This is a genomic window from Streptomyces sp. NPDC090025 (assembly GCF_044748125.1).
Taxonomy (GTDB): domain Bacteria; phylum Actinomycetota; class Actinomycetes; order Streptomycetales; family Streptomycetaceae; genus Streptomyces.
Genome location: NZ_JBIVFL010000005.1, coordinates 139,788 through 156,736, shown reverse-complemented (window position 1 = coordinate 156,736; position 16,949 = coordinate 139,788). Strand labels below are relative to the sequence as shown.

Annotated in this window: 5 protein-coding genes; 1 reads left to right on the top strand and 4 read right to left on the bottom strand. The window is 71.2% G+C overall.

Going from position 1 to position 16,949, the window contains the following annotated elements; all coding sequences use genetic code 11:
• Positions 1–57: 57 nt before the first annotated feature.
• Positions 58–4,359 (top strand): ricin-type beta-trefoil lectin domain protein, encoded by a 4,302-nt coding sequence (locus ACIPXM_RS15205; RefSeq protein ID WP_401655350.1) that lies wholly within the window; start codon positions 58–60, stop codon positions 4,357–4,359.
• 134 nt (positions 4,360–4,493) lie between these two features.
• On the opposite strand, the gene ACIPXM_RS15200 is transcribed toward ACIPXM_RS15205, so the two are convergent.
• The 4 genes from ACIPXM_RS15200 to ACIPXM_RS15185 all read right to left on the bottom strand — a co-directional run bounded on the left by ACIPXM_RS15200 (position 4,494) and on the right by ACIPXM_RS15185 (position 16,589).
• The gene (locus tag ACIPXM_RS15200; protein WP_401655349.1) at positions 4,494–5,186 is read right to left on the bottom strand and encodes a hypothetical protein; all 693 of its coding nucleotides are present in this window, start codon (positions 5,184–5,186) and stop codon (positions 4,494–4,496) included.
• A gap of 218 nt (positions 5,187–5,404) precedes the next feature.
• On the bottom strand, positions 5,405–12,694 hold the full coding sequence (locus ACIPXM_RS15195; protein ID WP_401655348.1) for a polymorphic toxin-type HINT domain-containing protein: 7,290 nt from the start codon (positions 12,692–12,694) through the stop codon (positions 5,405–5,407).
• Positions 12,695–13,059: 365 nt separating this feature from the next.
• Positions 13,060–14,745, bottom strand: coding sequence for a PHP domain-containing protein (locus tag ACIPXM_RS15190; protein ID WP_401655347.1), 1,686 nt, complete (start codon positions 14,743–14,745; stop codon positions 13,060–13,062).
• Between the two features lie 158 nt (positions 14,746–14,903).
• On the bottom strand, positions 14,904–16,589 hold the full coding sequence (locus tag ACIPXM_RS15185; RefSeq protein WP_401655346.1) for a LamG-like jellyroll fold domain-containing protein: 1,686 nt from the start codon (positions 16,587–16,589) through the stop codon (positions 14,904–14,906).
• Positions 16,590–16,949: the final 360 nt, after the last annotated feature.

Genomic DNA, 16,949 nt, shown 5'->3' with positions numbered 1-16,949 from the left:
CCGACCGTATGCCCGCCGAAGGACCGGCGGGCCCGTGCGAGGGGACACTCGAACCGCATGTCAGACATATCCGCGAGACGCCGGCCCGGCCGGCCGTCCCGCGTACGCACCAAGGGCGTCATCGGCCGGGGAATGGTGGCCGTCGCCGCCGCGCTCGGCCTCGGCATGAGCGCCGTACCGCTCGCCGCCGCCGTGACGCCTGCCGCACCGAACAACCCCGGCGGCCCCGCCGCCACCAGCGCTCCGGCCACCCCGAGTGCCCAGGCCCCCGGCACGCCCCGCACCGCGGGACAGCCCCCCGAGGGCGCGGACGACGCCACCGCCCGGGCCGTCCAGGAAGCCCTGCGCAAGGCCAAGGCCACCGGCAAGCAGGTCACCGTCGACGCCCTGACGACCGACACCTCCGAGACGGTCGCCAACCCCGACGGCCACCGCCTCACCACCCGCAGCCACGCCCAGTCCGTCCGGGTCAGGCGCGACGGCCGCTGGCACACCCTGGACACCACCCTCGCCGCGGGACCCGGCGGCACCGTCGTCCCCAAGGTGACCGGCTCCCGGCTGGTCCTCTCCGGCGGCGGCACCGGCCCGCTCGCCACCATCACCACCGACGACGGCAAGCGGTTCGCCGTCACCGCCCCCTTCGCCCTGCCGAAGCCCACCCTGCGCGGCGCCACCGCCACGTACGCGGAGGTGCTGCCCGACGTCGACCTGAAGGTCACCGCCCTCGCCGACGGCGGCTGGCGCGAGGTCGTCGTGGTCAGGACGGCGAAGGCCGCGGCCGACCCCCGGCTGGCGGAACTGCGCTTCCCGGTCCGCACGGACGGCCTGACGCTTTCCGCCGACCGCGCGGGCAACATCGCCCTCAAGGACGCGCACGGCAAGGCCCGGATGCACGCCCCCACCCCGTTCCAGTGGGACTCCAGCTACGCCGCCCCGGCCTCGCGCTGGACCAAGGCCGCCCCCGCCGCCGCGCCCGCCGTCGCCCCGGCGTCCGCGGGCGTCCGGTCCTCCGACGAACAGCCCGGTGACGGCGCCAACGTCTCCACCATGAAGGTCGCCGCGACCGCGGACGCCATCGTCCTCACCCCCGACCCGAAGACCTTCGGCAAGGGCGCGGGACCCTGGTACCTCGACCCGACCTTCGGCGCCGAGGCCAAGCGCCAGGTCAACGCCCAGGTGCAGGAGAACCACAAGACGACGTCGAACGTCAACACGCTCTCCAGCCTCGGCATCGGCTACTGCGGCTACTCCGACTGCACCGGATACGGGCGCTACCGCTCGTACTACCAGCTCGGCATCCCCTCGGTGCTGTTCGCCGACGGCTCCCGCGGCACCGCCCAGATCGCCAAGGCGACCCTCGTCGCCCAGGTCGTCAGCTCCGCCGCGCCCGGCACCAACAAGCCGATCGGCCTCTACCACACCCCGCCGATCCCCGGCGGCGCCACCTGGAACAGCCAGCCCTGCGGCGAAGGCTCGCTGATGGCCGGCTGCACCAAGGTCGGCACCGCCTGGATCACCGGCAACGGCAACATCTACTACGACGTCACCTCCTACCTGCAGTCCGCGGCGAACGGCAAGTGGGGCAACTGGACCGTCGGCTTCGCCCCCGACAACGAGATGGAGAAGTACTACCGGGCCCACCTCGGCGCCGACCCGTCCGTCGTCATCGAGTACGACATCGCGCCGACCATCTGGTACCCGCGCACCGTCCCCACCCCCGGCTTCGCCGACAGCGGCAACACCAGCGAGTGCCAGACCCCCGGCGGCAACGCCTGGGACAACCCGGGCTGGATCGGCGCCAACCAGTACGTCAAGCTCCGGGTCAACACCTGGTCGCCCACCGGATTCAACCAGCTCTACACGAAGTTCCACGTCTGGGACGACAACGACCCCAACTGGGGCGTCTACCAGGACGTCGGCCCGACCGGCAGCTACGGCGAGGTCGACTACTGGGCCGACCGGCTCGCCGACGGCCACCAGTACGGCTGGAACGCCCAGGTCAGCGACGGCTGGCTGGCCTCGGGCGGCACCGCCTGGTGCTACTTCCGGATCGACAAGACGGCCCCGGTCGTCACCGTCCGCTCCACCGACTTCCCGGCCAGCGGCACCCTCAACGTCAAGCCCAAGCTGAAGATCAACGAGACCGGCAGCTTCACGGTCGACGTCACCGACCCCGCGCCCGGCGCCGGCCTGCGCGCCTCGGGACCGGCCTGCGTCCGCTGGAGCACCGACCCCACCCCGGTCACCGGCTGGAAGTGCGGCGACCCCAACGTCATCCGCGGCTCGGGCGGCAGCTTCTCCTACACCCCGCGCCTGTGGGGCACCAACATCCTGTTCGTCCAGGCCATGGACGTCGCGGGCAACTACAGCCAGCCCTTCCCGTACACCTTCTACGTCCCCTGGGACCCGAAGACCGGCCAGGCCGTCCCCGGTGACCTGAACCAGGACGGGCGCGGCGACATCCTGAAGCCGGACGCGGCGGGCAACCTGCTGCACATGACGGCGGACAACGATCCGACCCTCGCCCAGGCCGCCCTGCTCGGCCTCGCCCCGCAGGGCACCAACTGGAACGACGTCCAGACCACCCACCGGGGCGCGCTGCGCTCCATGGGCGTCGACGACGTCTTCGCGCACACCACCGCCAACCCGGCGCTCAAGGGGAACCTGTACCTCTACCCCAACAAGGGCGACGGCACCTTCCGCACCTACACCACCGTCGACAAGCCCACCACTTGGGCCGCCGTCGACGGCACCCCGCTCGACGGACCGCCCGCCTCCTGGGTGTCCGACTGGTCGGAGGCCACCCAGATCCTCGCGCTCGGCGCGCCCAAGGCGATACTGAACGACTTCGACGGCGACCTCGCCGCCGACCAGACCGCGGTCCTCGCGGTGGAGCGCGGCAACCTGTGGCTCTACCGCTCCAACAGCATCAACACCCTCGACGGTGACGCCGTGCTGGTCTCCGGCACCGGCAACTGGGACGGCTTCGAGCTGATCAACCCGGGCTCGGCGAGCGGCAAGGCACAGCCCACGCTGTGGACCCGCAGCCGCGCGGACGGCACGGTCCGCTCGTACCCGATCGGCACCCGCCCGGACGGCCGGCTCGACCTGACCGGTCTGGCCGACCCGCTGGCGCCCGCGCCGATCCTCACCGGGATGACGACGGACGCGTACCCGAGGATCGGCTCGGTCGGTGACGCCACCAAGGACGGCCTCGCCGACCTGTGGGCCGTCTCGGCCGGTACGGAGACGCTGAAGTTCTGGCGCGGCACCACCGCCCAGGGCGCCCCGGCGGGCGCGGTCACCGGCTTCGCGGCCCCGGCCGAGCTCGGCGACACCACGGCGCCGGTCGACCGGATGCGGCTCGCCACGCAGGCGGGCGGCAAGACGCCGGACGCGTACGGCAAGTTCGCGGGCACCGTGAAGGGCGGCGTGTCCTTCACCGACGACACCGTCAACGGCGCTCCGGCGAAGGTCGCGACCTTCAACGGCACGGACGGCGTCATCGAGTCCGACGGCCTGAAGGTCGACCCGACCAAGTCCTTCTCGATCTCGCTGTGGACCAAGGCCGACGCGCTGACCGACGGCGTGGTCATCAGCCAGGACAACAACGAGGCCAGCGGCTTCATGGTGTGGCCCGCCACGATGGGCAACGGCTACGTCAACTGGCACCTCGGCATGGCCACCGCCGACAACGGCGGCTGGCCGTACGACACCACGGACGTGCGCAGCAGCGCGGCCCGCGTCCAGGTCGGCGTCTGGACCAAGCTGACCGTCAGCTACAACGCGACGACCGGCCAGATGGCCCTGTACGTCAACGACGCGCTGGCCTCCTCCGGCTTCCACCAGACGAAGCTGGCGGCGGCGGGCTCGCTGGTGCTCGGCCGCTACAAGTACCAGGGCCGGGCGAACAACTTCTACAACGGCTCGATCGCCGACGTCGTCGTCCGCGACCAGTCGGTCGACCCGGCCGGCACCACCGGCCCGATCGCCTCCGACGAGGTCGCGGGCAGCTGCCTCGACCTGAGCGGCGGCGTCGCCGAAACGGGTCGCCCGGTCCAGATGTACACCTGCAACGGCACCCCGGCGCAGGCGTGGACGGGCATGCCCGACGGCAGCCTCCAGATCAAGACCTACTGCCTGGACGCCCCGGGCGCGGGCCCGTGGGGCAACGGCACGGCCCTCCAGATCTGGTACTGCCACGGCGGCCCCAACCAGAAGTTCATCTTCCGGGCGGACGGCTCGCTGTACCACCCGGCGTCGGGCCGGTGTGTGGACGCGCCGGGCGGGAACACGCTCCAGCTGTGGGACTGCAACCAGACGCGGCCGCAGCGGCTGCATGTGGTGCCGGTGACGTGAGCGGTGCGCTGAGCGCGTGAGCGTGTGAAAGCGTGAGCGTGTGAAGCAGAAGGGGCCGGAGGTATCGATGGATACCTCCGGCTCTTTCGCGTACCTCGGCCGATGCGGGCGCCCGGGTGCCGGTCCTGGTCGTTCTAGTCCTCGTCGAAGGCGGCCGGAGGCAGATCGGGAGCCTCGTCGAGACCGGCAGCGCGCAGCCAGCGCGCCACCTCGTCGCCGTGTGCCCCGGAGGCGGTGGCACGGACCACCGCTTCCGCGTCCTGCGGGGCTTCCGAGCCGGCACGGCAGACCAGTCGAAGCGGCCACCTCGGTGCCTCTCCCGGGCCCTTGTCGAACGGCTCCCAGTTCCACGGCACCGAGAACGCCCACACCCGTCCCTCGGCGTCGGCCACCTCGTCACCGTCCTCCAGGAACGCGTAGGGACGGTGGACGAGCTCCGACTCGATCGGCTCGGCACCCGCAGGGTCCAAGGTGAAGCCGATCTCTTCGGCCCAGGGCGAGATCGCCACCCCTTGAGCCACCAGCGAGACGTAGACGTGCGGTCGGGGAGTCCAGCCGACGTCCAACGGTTCCGGGAACTCGTCGACATCGACGACGTAGGCGGCGGTTCCGGGAATTCCGACCTCACACATTCGCCCGGGTGCGAGCAAGGTGTCGGGAGAAGTGACGCAGAACGGCTCCTCGTTCCAGTCGGGGGCGTTCGGGGTACGCGGGATGACGCGCACGCCGTTCCACCGCATCATCGACTGGGGATCGATCTCGGTCCACGGCCACCGCATGGACACGGACTCCTCGGTCACCTCTGTGACCAGTGCCTCGCGGGACACGCATCGGAGGGACACGATGTCTCCGACACGAGCGACGGCGAGCGCGCCCGCGCGGTCACGGCCAGAGGTTGTTGCACCCACGAGACGGTCCCATTTCGATCGATAGCGTTGTGGCACGACCTCAGTACCGCAGAGGCATGGGATCCGTCAACGACAGATCGGCCCGTAGGCGATGCCGACGGGCCGATCTCTTTCGCTACACGGTCAGTGGACTGACGTCACCAACGCATGCTCTTCACCCGGTGGGTCTTCTTCCCGTTGCCCGGTTGAACCTTCCCGAACGGGGCTCCACCCGTCGCGAAGACGAGCGCACCGCAGATCTTCCGGCAGATGTTGCGTGACGCGCCACCCTGGACGGGGGTGGCCTTGAGAAGGCTGGCGCCGAAGATCACTCGCTGCTCGGCGTGCAGGTCTCCTGGCACCATGTCGGCATCGATGTGGATCTCATCGGGAGCCAGAGCGGTGATCTGCGCGGGGGTCAGCCCTTGAGCACCGTTGCCTGCCACGAGCCTTCGCGCACCCACGCCGGGAACCTCGACGTCCAGCACCGCCGTCGTGTGGACATCGAAATCGGCCTGGCTCGGTTCCGCGTCGTTGATCTCCTTCGCGCGGATGGCCTGGACCTCGTCGGCACCCGGGCCACAGTTGTGGACCAGGACCGGCGCGTCCCCCGCCAGCACGTAATACGTGTGCAGGCGGTTCACCGTGAGGTCGTACGTGACGACGGCCTCGTGGTAGTTGCGGACCCGTGTGACGGTGATCAGCGTGCCGTCGGGGGTCCGCAGCCTGCTGCCGGCCTCGAGCTCGCTGGCGTCGGTCCACCGGCGTGCCGTGGCATCCCAGAACGGGTGGTGCCACGTCGTGGTGAGAGCGCTGGACCCGCCCGCGTCGGACGTCAGGGAGAGATCGGTGAACTCCTTGTCGTCCGGCGTGGTGATCAGCTGCTCGACGGTCTCAGCGCGTGTCAGACCGGTCTGCGGGTCGGTCGCGAGGACCAGGTCGCCCTTCTCGACCTCTTCGATCGCCTTGGTGGTGCCGTCGGCAAGCTGGACCGGCGTACCGGCGGGGAAGCTGTGCGGTGCCTTGATGGGACACGACCCGGCATTGTCCGCCGATCTGGCCGCGTCCTCAGCGGCTTGCCTCTCGGCCTGTACCGCCGCGGATTCTGCCGACGCCGCCTCGTCAGCGGTCTTGCGGGCGACGACAAGTGCTTCTTCGGCCTGCTTGGAGATGCGTTGAGCGCTGCGAATGGCGTCGTAGGCCTTCTCGCCCTCCTTCCAGAGCTTGAAGGCCTTGATGCCGACCTTCACGGCCTTGAAGACCTTCGACCACGGCACGAAGTTCAGGGCCGTGTTCACACAGCCCATCACGTCGCCCTTGGTGAAGCAGTCACGCGCGTCGTTGAAGCCGATCAGGTCGCCGACGACGTCGACGATCTTGCTCATCAGTTCTTCGCGTTGCTGCTTCGCCCTCGCCAGGGCCTCATCGGCGGCCTGCTTCTGGCGCAGGGCCTCCGCCGCCGCGGCCTGCTTGGCCGCGTTGTCATTCTTGGCCTGGTTGGTGGCCGGGGTGCTACCCGTGCTGGTCGGGGTGTCGTCACCGGTGCCCGTACCGGTGTCGCTGTTCTTGTTGAAGTAGGCGTTCCAGGCTGCCGCGCTCATGCACCGGCCGCTGCCGTCATCTGCGGGGATGCAGGTGCCGGTGGGGTCGGAGTAGTCGACCGGGTTGTTGTTCGCGTACGCGTAGCCGTTCCAGGACTGCGGGTCGCTCTCGTTGAAGACCGGATCCAATGACAGGAAACGGCCCGTCAGTGGGTCGTACTGCCGGGCGCCCAGAGTGGTGAAGCCGGTGCCCTCGATCGTGCCCCCGACGAAGCCCTGGCTGCCGGCCCAGTCCCCGGCGCCGGGCTGAGTGCCGCGGCCGTTGCCGAAGGGGTCGGAGGGGCGCCGGGTGGAAGCCAGAGTGCCCGCTTCGAACTGGACGCCGTTGGTGCCATGAGGGTCGGACGCCTGGTAGACCAGCCTGGCAGAGCCGCCCTTGGTGACGCGGGTGACAGAGAGGCCGCCAGGCGCGGGGTAGGTACGGGTATCGGTGAGGGTGCCGGTCCCCTTGTCGAGGGTTATCTCGTCCGAACCGAGGAAGAGCGTGACCGCGGTCCCGGTGCGTCGGATGAGCTGGTTGCCCCCGCTGTCGTAGACGTAGCTCGTCGTACCGGCAGTGGCAGTGTCCTGCACGGAATCGATCTGACCCTCGATGTTCCAGTTCAGCCGCTTCGTACCGGAGCCATCGGTGATCGATGTGGTGTTTCCGGAGGCGTCGTACTGGTACGAGGCCTTCTTCACCTCACCGCCGACGGTCGTCGTCGAAGCCGCGAGCGCATGCGGGCCGCCCGTGCCACCGCCCGTGTCGGGGGCGCTGGTCGGGGTGTTCCGACCGGTCGCGAAGGTCTGGTCGACCGTCTGGTCCTTGGCCGTCGCGCCGGCCGGGTCATGCCGGACCAGCTTGGTGCGGTTGCCGGTCAGGTCGTAGCCGTACGACTGCCAGTACGGGGCCGGGCCGCCGACCCGTACCGACGCGTTGCCCGACGTCGGCTCGTTGGGGTTGTTGCAGCCGCCGATGCCCGAGACCGAAGGCGCGGGCGCCGTGCTGGTGCCACCCTTGTCCGTCCAGGCGGCGGACAGCCGGCCCAGGTAGTCGTACGTGAAGCACTGCGTGTCGACCGCGGTGCCGTCCTGCACGGTGCTCGCCGAGGTGAGCGAGCCCGCCTTGTTGTAGGTGTACGAGGTGAGGTCGACGTGCGTGGTGTCACTGGTCTGCTTGTCCAGCGTGGACTGAACGACCCGCCCCGTGCCCGCGTCGTAGAGCTGGGTGGAGACCACCTGGGTGCCCCACGGGCCCACCGTCGTGCGGGTCGGCCGCCCGAAGGCGTCGTACTGCACGTCCGTGACCAGCGCCGACTTGCCGCTGGAGCCGATGAAATTACCGTCGACGTCGTAGGAGTTGGTCAGCCGCTCGGCGGTCAGGCCAGCCCCGGAGATCGCGGGCAGCGTCGTGGTCTTGGGCAGCCCGAGGACCGGGGTGTACGTCACCGAGGAGGTGTACGTACCAGCGAGGGCACCCTCGCTGGCCGGGATCGTCATCGACATGCCGGTCGGCCGGTAGCCGATGTCGTAGCCGTTGACGGTGGACTTGTAGGCGACTCCGTTGACGAAGCGGGTGGCCGAGTCCGGCTTGCCCTTCTTCTTGGTGTCGTACGTCCACTCGAGGGTCTTCTTCGCCGGATTGCTGGTGTCTGTGCCGTCATAAGCGGCGGTCTGGCGGCCGAGGAGATCGTAGGTGAAGCTGATCGCCTTGCCCCGCGCGTCCGTTGTCGTCACGGCGCGGCCGAGCGCGTCGTACGTGGTCCGGGACTCACCTGCGTCGGGGTCGGAATTGCTCGTAGGCTGTCCGAGCAGGTCGTAGCCGTATCGCCATTCGTTGCCCGAAGAGTCCTTGCGCAGGACCACTCGTCCCGCGGCGTCGAAGGACTGGAGCGTCGTGTCGTACGCGCCGTCGAGGGTGGCCGCCTTGTACTGGCGAACCTCGGTGGTCCGCCCCAACCCGTCTGTGAAGGTCGAGGACGCGGAACCGCCGGGCGGCGGGATGACGTCGACCCGGTCGGCACCGGCATAGACAGTGGAATCGCGCCACTGCTCCTGGCCGTACGACATGAACTTGGAGACGGTGACCCGGCCGAGGCCGTCGTACTCGTTCCACGTCTGCGCCGGGATCTGCGCGTCCTGCGGATCGAAGACCGTCGCCGTCGGACCCGAGTCGTCGTTGAAGTACGACGGGGTCGTCTTCACCTGACGGCCCTGCGAGTCGAAGATCGCGTCCGAGATCAGCCGGCCGACCGAACCGAACGGCGGCATCGCCTGGGTCTGCCGGATCCGGCCGAAGCCGTCGTGGATCTGGATGCTGGTGCCGTAGCTGCCGTCCTCGCGGATGTTCTGCGTGGTGATGGCGGCCGGAGCGTTGCGCTCCAGCTTCAGGTCGTACGCGAACTTCTGGTGCGGGCTCTGCGTGGCCTTGTCCCGGCCCGGCTTCCACACCGCCACCAGGCGGCCGACGGAGTCGTACTCCTCGTCCGTCGCGTGCCCGTTCTCGTCGACCGCGCGCGTGGGCAGGCCGCGGCCCGGGTCCATCGTCGTGGTCGAGGACCAGCCCAGCGGGTTGGTCACGGTCAGCGAGGTCGGCAGCGCGCCCTCGGACGGCGTGTAGGCCGTCCGGGTCTCCGTGCCGTCCCGATGGGATGCGTCCGTGTTGTTCGGGTCGACGGTCGAGATCTGGCGGCCGTACTTGTCGTACGCCGTCTTCACCGTCGTGCGGTAGCGCGCCGTACCGTCCGCGTCGTACGACGCAAGAATCTCGTTCGACGTCTGCAGCGCCCGCCCGCCGACGGTGCCCAGCGGCTGGTCGTCGAACAGCATCCGGGTGTCCGCGATCGTGTTGCCCGCGTTCGGCGTCTGCCCGCACGTGCCCGCCAGCGTCAGGACCCGCTGCGGCAGCTCCACCAGCATGGCGTTCGTGCCCGTGGCGTACGTGGTCTCCGTGCACTGGCGCTGCTCGGGCTTGGTGACGTCACCGAAGACGTCGACCTTCAGCACCCGGCCCGCGTGCGTGCGGTCGGTGTCGTAGACGACCTCGCGCTTGGTCTCCCGCCAGGTGCCGTCGGCGAGCCGCGCCCGCTCCCGGACCTGCTGGGTGTTGACGAAGCGGGCGGTGACCTTCGGGACACCGGAGACCGACGGGGTGTGGGTGACCGTCGGCTCCGAGCGGTACGGGGTGCTCAGCTCACCGCTGAGGACCTTGGCGTCCGGCGCGACCGACTCGAAGGTCTGGGTCTCGCGGACGAAGCCCGCGTACTCCTCCTCGTCGGTGATCGTGCCGCCCCAGCTGTCGGGGACCTGACCGCCCATGCCGCGCAGGAAGGTCACGACCGACTTGCTCTTCGGGCCGTCGGCGAGGGTGCCGTTGCCGGTGGTCGTGGTGACCGTGGCGTAGCCGCGGAAGTTGTCCCAGGTACGGGTCTCCTCGTCGGCGAACTCCGAGTCGTTGCGGTGCCAGGCGGCGCCGCCGCCGTACGCGTACTCGGTGATCCGGCCCACGCCGGAGGTCACCTTCGACTCCTGGCTGATCGAGCCGACCAGGTACTTGTTGAACCAGTCGATCGACGGCTTGGTGTTGGTCGGGGAGCCGGGCTTCACCCACTTGACCGGCATGCAGGGCATCGCGTTGGTCTCGGGCGAGGCGGGCATGGTGCCCCGCTGCCGCGAGCACTCCGCGTCCTTGTAGCCGATGTTGATCTGGCCGCCGGTCTCGGTGACGATCGCCGACATCCGCGGCCGGTAGAACCGCAGCGCCGTCGTCGTGACCTCGTCCACCCGGTTGGGCAGCTGCATGTCGGTGAAGGTCACCGGCGGCAGCGTGGTCGGCGTCCCGCCGTTGGAGCCGGTCCGCTGGATCGAGGCGAGCCACAGCGTGGGGCTGCCGGTGCCGTCCTCGGGGTACGACCAGCGGTGGGTGAGCGCCCAGCTGTCGACCGTGCGATAGCCGCCGCCGACCAGCACCTCGGTCTTCACCTCGGCGAGCCGCCGGGAGGTCCAGAAGGTCGGGCCGTACACCGTGCAGGTGCCGGTGGCCGCGCACGCCTGGTCGAGCGGGGAGTCCTTCCAGCGGGACTTGTTGGCGAGCGTCCGGTCGGCGTCCTCGCAGTCCGACGCCGCCTCGAGGCAGCGTTCGGCGGCCGTGAACGTCATCACCACGGCGGGCTTCAGCGTGCCCTTCGCGGCGACCTGCTCGGGCAGCCGCTGGCCGTAGGAGACCGTGTGCGGCAGCGAGTAGCGCTCGTACTTGGTGAGCGAGCCGGTGCCGTTGTTCTGGCCGCCGCCGCGCGCGTAGTAGTTGGTCTCAGGGGTGTACGTGTACGAGATCAGGTTGCCGTGGAGGTCGACGATGTGGTCGAGGTTCCACTGCCAGCCCATCTGGCACCAGGACCCGGCGCCCTTGGACGCGTTGTAGCAGGGGTCACCGGCCTTCGGGTGGTACACCGGGACGGTCGACACGGACTGGGTGGCCGGGTCGCTGCCGTCGCCGCCGGGCAGGTGGTTGGCGCCGAACCAGTACTCGGTGCCGTCGGTCGTGGTGACCTTGAAGCCCTCGCCGTTCCAGGCCCCGTTGTTGAGACCGGTCAGCGGCGTGATCTTGGTGCCGTCGTCGCCCTGGAGGCGCAGCTCGCCGGTCTGGTCGTCCTTGACGACCTGGCCGGAGTGCCCCGCGAGGTTCAGGGAGAGGAACTGGCCCGCCCAGCACTCGTCGCCGGACATGTCGATGCCCGACTTGAGGCACGGCGTGTACTGCCGCGAGATGAAGCCGGGGTGGTAGTTCCAGCCCTCACCGAGCCACGACGACTGCGAGTTGGAGGCAGCGGTCATGCCGTCGACGGTGGAGGAGTCGTAGCCCAGCATGGCGCTGGGCGCGGCCCCGCCGATCGAGGTCGGCAGCGACAGGGTGTAGCTGTAGGTGAAGTTGCCGGAGTTGGAGCCCGCGCTCCACGACGCCGAGGGGGAGATCGGGGTCGCGGCGAACGAACCGCCGGAGCCCGAGGGGGCAGGCTCGGCGCCGAGCAGCATGACGCCCGCACCTGCCTGCTGCGGGGCGGCGGCGAGCGAACGGGCGGCGGGGGCGCCGGAGGCCCCGGACGTCCCGGACTTCGCCGTCGCGGCCGGGGCGGCCGGAGCGGCGGCGGGCAGCGTGATGTCGGCCGTCAGCTTGCCGGTGACCGGGTCCACGCTGGACACGACGGGGGTACGGGTGCGGCAGGCGGCCTTCGCCGGGGTGGTCAGCGCACAGGCGGGCATGGCCACGAGCCGGGCCCGGTCGTGCCAGCCGCCGGTGCCCTCCAGGGTCTTGACGTCGAGCTCGACCCGGACGGAACGCCCGTCCGCGGTGGCGGGCGAGGCGCCGCGCACACTGATCAGGTTGCCGAACGCGCCCGCGGCCTTGGAGGCGGCGGCGTCGTGCACGGTGACGCTGACCGCGGCGCTGCCGCTGCCGGCACCGGCGGGGCCGGTGGCCTTCCTGGCGGTGCGGCGCGGGGCACCCAGGTCGGCGACGGCGACGGGCAGTTCGCCCGCGCGGGTCACGGCCGGCTTACGGCCGCCGGTCGCCTTCGCGGCGGGGGCGGCGGCCGAGGCGGAGGCGGCGGGGGTGGGCGCGGGCAGCGTGACGGTGGCGGAACCCGTCGGCACCACCGGTCGCCGCTGGAAGCGCCAACGGGCGCCGTCCTTCGTGCCGGACGAGGGCGAAGTGCCGAGCTGGCCGGGGTCGTCGGTGCCCTCGACCGACCTGGTCTTCGTCAGCTTGGTGTTCGGCGGGGTCCACGCCTTCGGGTGCGGGCCCGCAGCGGCGTCCGCCACGGGGACGGTCACCAGGGAAAGGAGGACGGCGAGCACCGCGGTCAGGACCACGGCTATGGATCTTTCCCTGCGTCTCGACCACAGGGGTGGGTGGGCGTACCAGGCCCTCATGTCGGCTCCAAGAACTTTGAGGCAGCACAAAACAACGCCCGTCCCGAAGGGGGCGGGCGTCATCGCGCGCAGCGCGCGATCAAGCGCACCTTATGGACGAACATGCGTCCAACACCACGTGCTACCAGGCGATTTGACGTCGGCTTTACTTTGCCGAAAGAGGTGAATGGAGGGATATCGCGGGAATGGGAGGGGTTGGTGTGCCCGCCCGGCGCGCCGCCCCGGCGCCCCGCCCCGGCACCGCTCGGGCACCGGGGCGGGCACACCCCTCCTCCTGCTACCGCTGTCGCTACCGGTCCTACCGGCTACCGCACCACGTCCACGAACACCGGGTTCGTGTACAGCCAGGTGTCCACCCACGGGTCGCCGTCGCCCGGCTCGTGACGGATCGGGCCGTGCGGGTCGACCGCCGCGCCGAGCGGGCCGGGGCCGTTGCGGCGGCCGTCGCTGCCGCGCAGCCGGACGTAGCAGGACTCCTCCATCCGGCCCAGCGGGATCCGCAGCGTGAACCGGCCGGTGCGGCCCGACACATCCGCGGTGTGCACCACCCGGGTGTCCGGGGCGCGCCAGGAGTCACGGTCGGCCGCCGGGCCGGTCACCGCGCCGCGGATGACGTCCAGGTGGGCGAGCCGGGGCAGCTCGCCGTGCTGGTTGGGGCGGGACGCGGTGTCCACGGTGACCGTCAGCGTGACGTGCTCACCGCGCCGCACCCGCAGCCGGCCGCCCAGCGTCCGGCCGCGCCCGTCGTGGTCATGGGTGCGGGCCACCCGCACCTCGACCCCGTCGACCAGCTGGCCGTGGTCGACCCAGACCCGCCCGGCGCGCATCCCGGCCATCACGTCCCGGTAGCCGTACCGGGTGACACCGACGTGCGTCCGGCTGAACTGTCCCGGCCACAGGTCGCTGCCCGGCTGCGGCTCGGTGGTGTTCACCGGGTCCGGCAGCCGGCCGGTGTTGTCGAAGTTCTGGCCCGGCAGCCAGTCGCCGTTGCGCCAGGTGTCGAACACCACCCGGTGCACGTCCGAGTTGGACGTGATCGAGAACAGCTTGCCCTCGGCGAGCATCGCGTCCCACAGACCGCCGACCGTCGCCGTCGCCCAGTCGAAGCCGCCGTACGTCACGTACGCGTCCAGCGGATAGCCCGCGAACGAGTTCGCCGACGGGCTGTTCTCGTACTCGCCGCGGATGCTGCGCGCGCCCCGGCCCGGATGCGCGGCGCCCTGCGAACCCGGCGCGCCCTCCATGCCGATCATCACGCCGGGCGCCGCGTCGCGCCACGCCCGCATCTCGTGCGGCGAGTTGATGCCGAGCCGCAGCGGGTGGTTGGCCAGGACCAGGACGTCGTCGACGTAGCCGCAGCGCCGCTGGTGGTCCAGCCAGCGCAGGGCCGCCACCGCGTGCGCCTCGTTGCGCGGGGTGTCCGGATGGTCCGGGGCGCCCGCCGTGTAGCCGAGCAGCTTCCCGTCGTACGCCTGCTCGAAGCGGGTGAGCAGGTCGACCTCGTGGCGCCCGGGCGGGGAGAACACGGTGGCGTGCTCGGCGCCCGGGATGTACCACTCCAGGCCCTGGAAGATCAGCATCCGCGGGTTCGCCCGGCGTGCCTTGAGGATCTCCCGGTGCTCCGCCGCCGCGCCCCCGGCCGCGTGGTGGCCGATGTTGCTGTGCTCGGTGAGCACCATCCAGTCCAGGCCGTAGCGCGAGGCGGCGGTCGCGAGCTGCGCGAAGGTGTACTTGGCGTCGTGGCTGTACACCGAGTGGATGTGGTGGTCGCCCACCAGATAGCCGAGCCGCGGGTCGTTCCCGCCGAGGCGGTGGCCGTGCGCGGCGGCGGGCGTGGCGGCGGCTCCGAGCCCGGCGGCCGCACCGGCGAACGCGGCGCCGTAGAGCCCGGCGCGGCGCAGCAGGCCGCGGCGGCTCATGCCCTGCGGGTCGAGGGCGTCGGCGGGGACATCGGGATCGGCCCACTGCGGCAGCGGGTGAGGGCTCTGCACGGTTTCTGTCTCCTGGAAGGGGTGGAAGGGGATCGGGAATGCGGGGGAGAGGGAGGTACGGGGGTACGGGTACGGGGCGAGGCCCCGTGGCCGGGCCCGGCGCGGGGCGTGGGCGGCGCGGTGGCGGACCGCCCGTACCCCGGTCGAAGGCGCGGCGCCTAGCGCGCGTTCATGAACTGGCCCACCGGCAGGGCCCGTCCGCACACCCGCACATCGCCGATCCAGCCGCGGAACAGCTGGTCGAGGCCGCCGCCGTACTCATAGCCGCCGAGCAGCCACGAAAGACCCAGCGTGGTCAGGCCGTTGACCTTGGTGGCCGGGTTGCGGGCGACCGGGCAGCCCTCGACGTACAGCGTGGTGTGCCGTCCGTCGTTGACGACGGCCGTGTGCCACCAGGTGTCGAGCGGCAGCTCATGGCTCCAACTGGTCACCAGGCTCTTCTGGTTGAGCGGTGCCACCGCCCACTGCAGGGCGTGGCCGTCGGAGAGCGACAGGGTGCCGACCGGCTCGACCGGGTCGCCCTCCTTCCCGGCGGCGGCCAGCGTGCCCTGGCGGCTGAGGATCGCCGACCAGGCGTTGCGCGCGCTCGTCCAGTCCGCGGGCAGTTTGAAGAAGGCCTCGACGGTGAAGCCCGAGCGGAAGGTCGCCGCGTCGAGCGGCGCGCCCTTGACGGTCTTGAGGTATCCGCCGCGCAGCGGCGGCCTGCCGCCGTCGAAGTACAGGCTGCCGTGGCCCGGCTGGTCGGCGTGGTGCTGCGCAGACCAGCGCAGCGCGTCCGCGCCGCTGCCCGGCACGGCGGCCCGCACCAGGTCGTTGCCGTGCCCGGACAGGTCCGGCACCCGCAGGTTCGCGTCGGCGGCGGCGCCGTCCGGGCGGCCGCCGTCGAAGCGCCAGTACGCGAGGGTGCCGGGCACCAGCATCCGTGCGGCCGGGCGCGGGCGGCGCGGGGCGACCGGGGCGAAGCCCGCGAAGCGGCGCTCGAAGTCGATCGGCACGGAGAACGCGTTCTGCGGGTCGGTGAGTTCGACCTCGTGCCGTTCCATGGCGTTGAGTTCGCCGCGGGCGGCCTTGGCGAGCAGCCAGGGGGAGAAGGTGGACACGTCGATGGTGTCGCGGGCCAGGTCGAAGCGGTAGAGGCGGATCATCGCGCTGCCGCCGAAGAACCGGTCCTGGTAGTTGGTGATGTGCAGGTGCACGTCGTTGCCCGCGGCGTTGCGGCGGACGGTCCGACCGGCGGGCCAGTAGTGGCCGTTGAGGGTGAGGAAGATCTGGTCGTGGTCGGCGATCAGCTCGTCCCACAGGTGCTTTCCGTGGTCGGAGAGCTCCGCCTCCGCGCCCGCGTGGTCGGCGTACACCAGGTCGTGGACGGTCAGGACGACCGGGGTGTCCGGGTGCCGGGCGATGACCTGGCGGGCCCAGGCGATCCCGGCCGCCGACGGCCGCCAGTCCATCGCGAGCACCAGCCAGCGGCGGCCCGCCGCGCGGAACAGGTGGGCGGTGTTGTAGCCGTCCTTGGAGGCTCCGGCGAAGGTGTCGAGGCCGCGCATCCGCTTCGGGCCGAGCGCGTCGAGGTAGGGGCTGGGGCCGCGCTGGTCGTCGGTGCGGGAGTCGATGTCGTGGTTGCCCGCGAGCACGCTGTACCCGGCGCCGCGCCGGTCGAGGATCCCGAACGCCTCGCCGATCGGGGCGAGTTCCTCGGAGCGGCCGTTCTCGGTGAGATCGCCGAGGTGGGAGAGGAAGACGATGTTCTGGTCGCGGGCATGGTCGAGGACGTAGCGCAGCGCGGCCTCGACGGGCTCCTTCCGGATACTGGCGCCGTCGAAGAGGTACTGGGTGTCGGGCATCACCGCGAGGGTGAAGCGCAGGCTGTCGGTGTCCGGGCGGTGCCCGTGGCCGTGCCCGCTTCCGTGGTCCTGGCCGCGACGGGCCGTGCTGGCAACGTTGTCGGCCCCGTCGGCCGCGGTCGCGGCCGAGGCGGCCCCCGCACCCGCGACCCCCACGACCCCGGCGGTGGCGGTCGCGGCGGCGACCCCGGCCGCGCGCAGTACCGTGCGCCGGTCCGTACCCGCGGAGCCCGAACCCGTAGAGCCCGAACCCGTAGAACCCGATTCCGAACCCGTAGAACTGGACATGCGTTCTCCCGCCCCCTCGTGCGATGTGACGACCGCACGCTATGCGGGGCGCCCGCGCGACCGGGTCCCCAC

What these genes read in the sequence shown, in the direction of transcription:
- ACIPXM_RS15205 (WP_401655350.1), top strand. Translation starts at nt 58, where the DNA reads ATGTCAGACATATCCGCGAGACGCCGGCCCGGCCGGCCGTCCCGCGTA.
- ACIPXM_RS15185 (WP_401655346.1), bottom strand. Translation starts at nt 16,589, where the DNA reads ATGCCCGACACCCAGTACCTCTTCGACGGCGCCAGTATCCGGAAGGAG.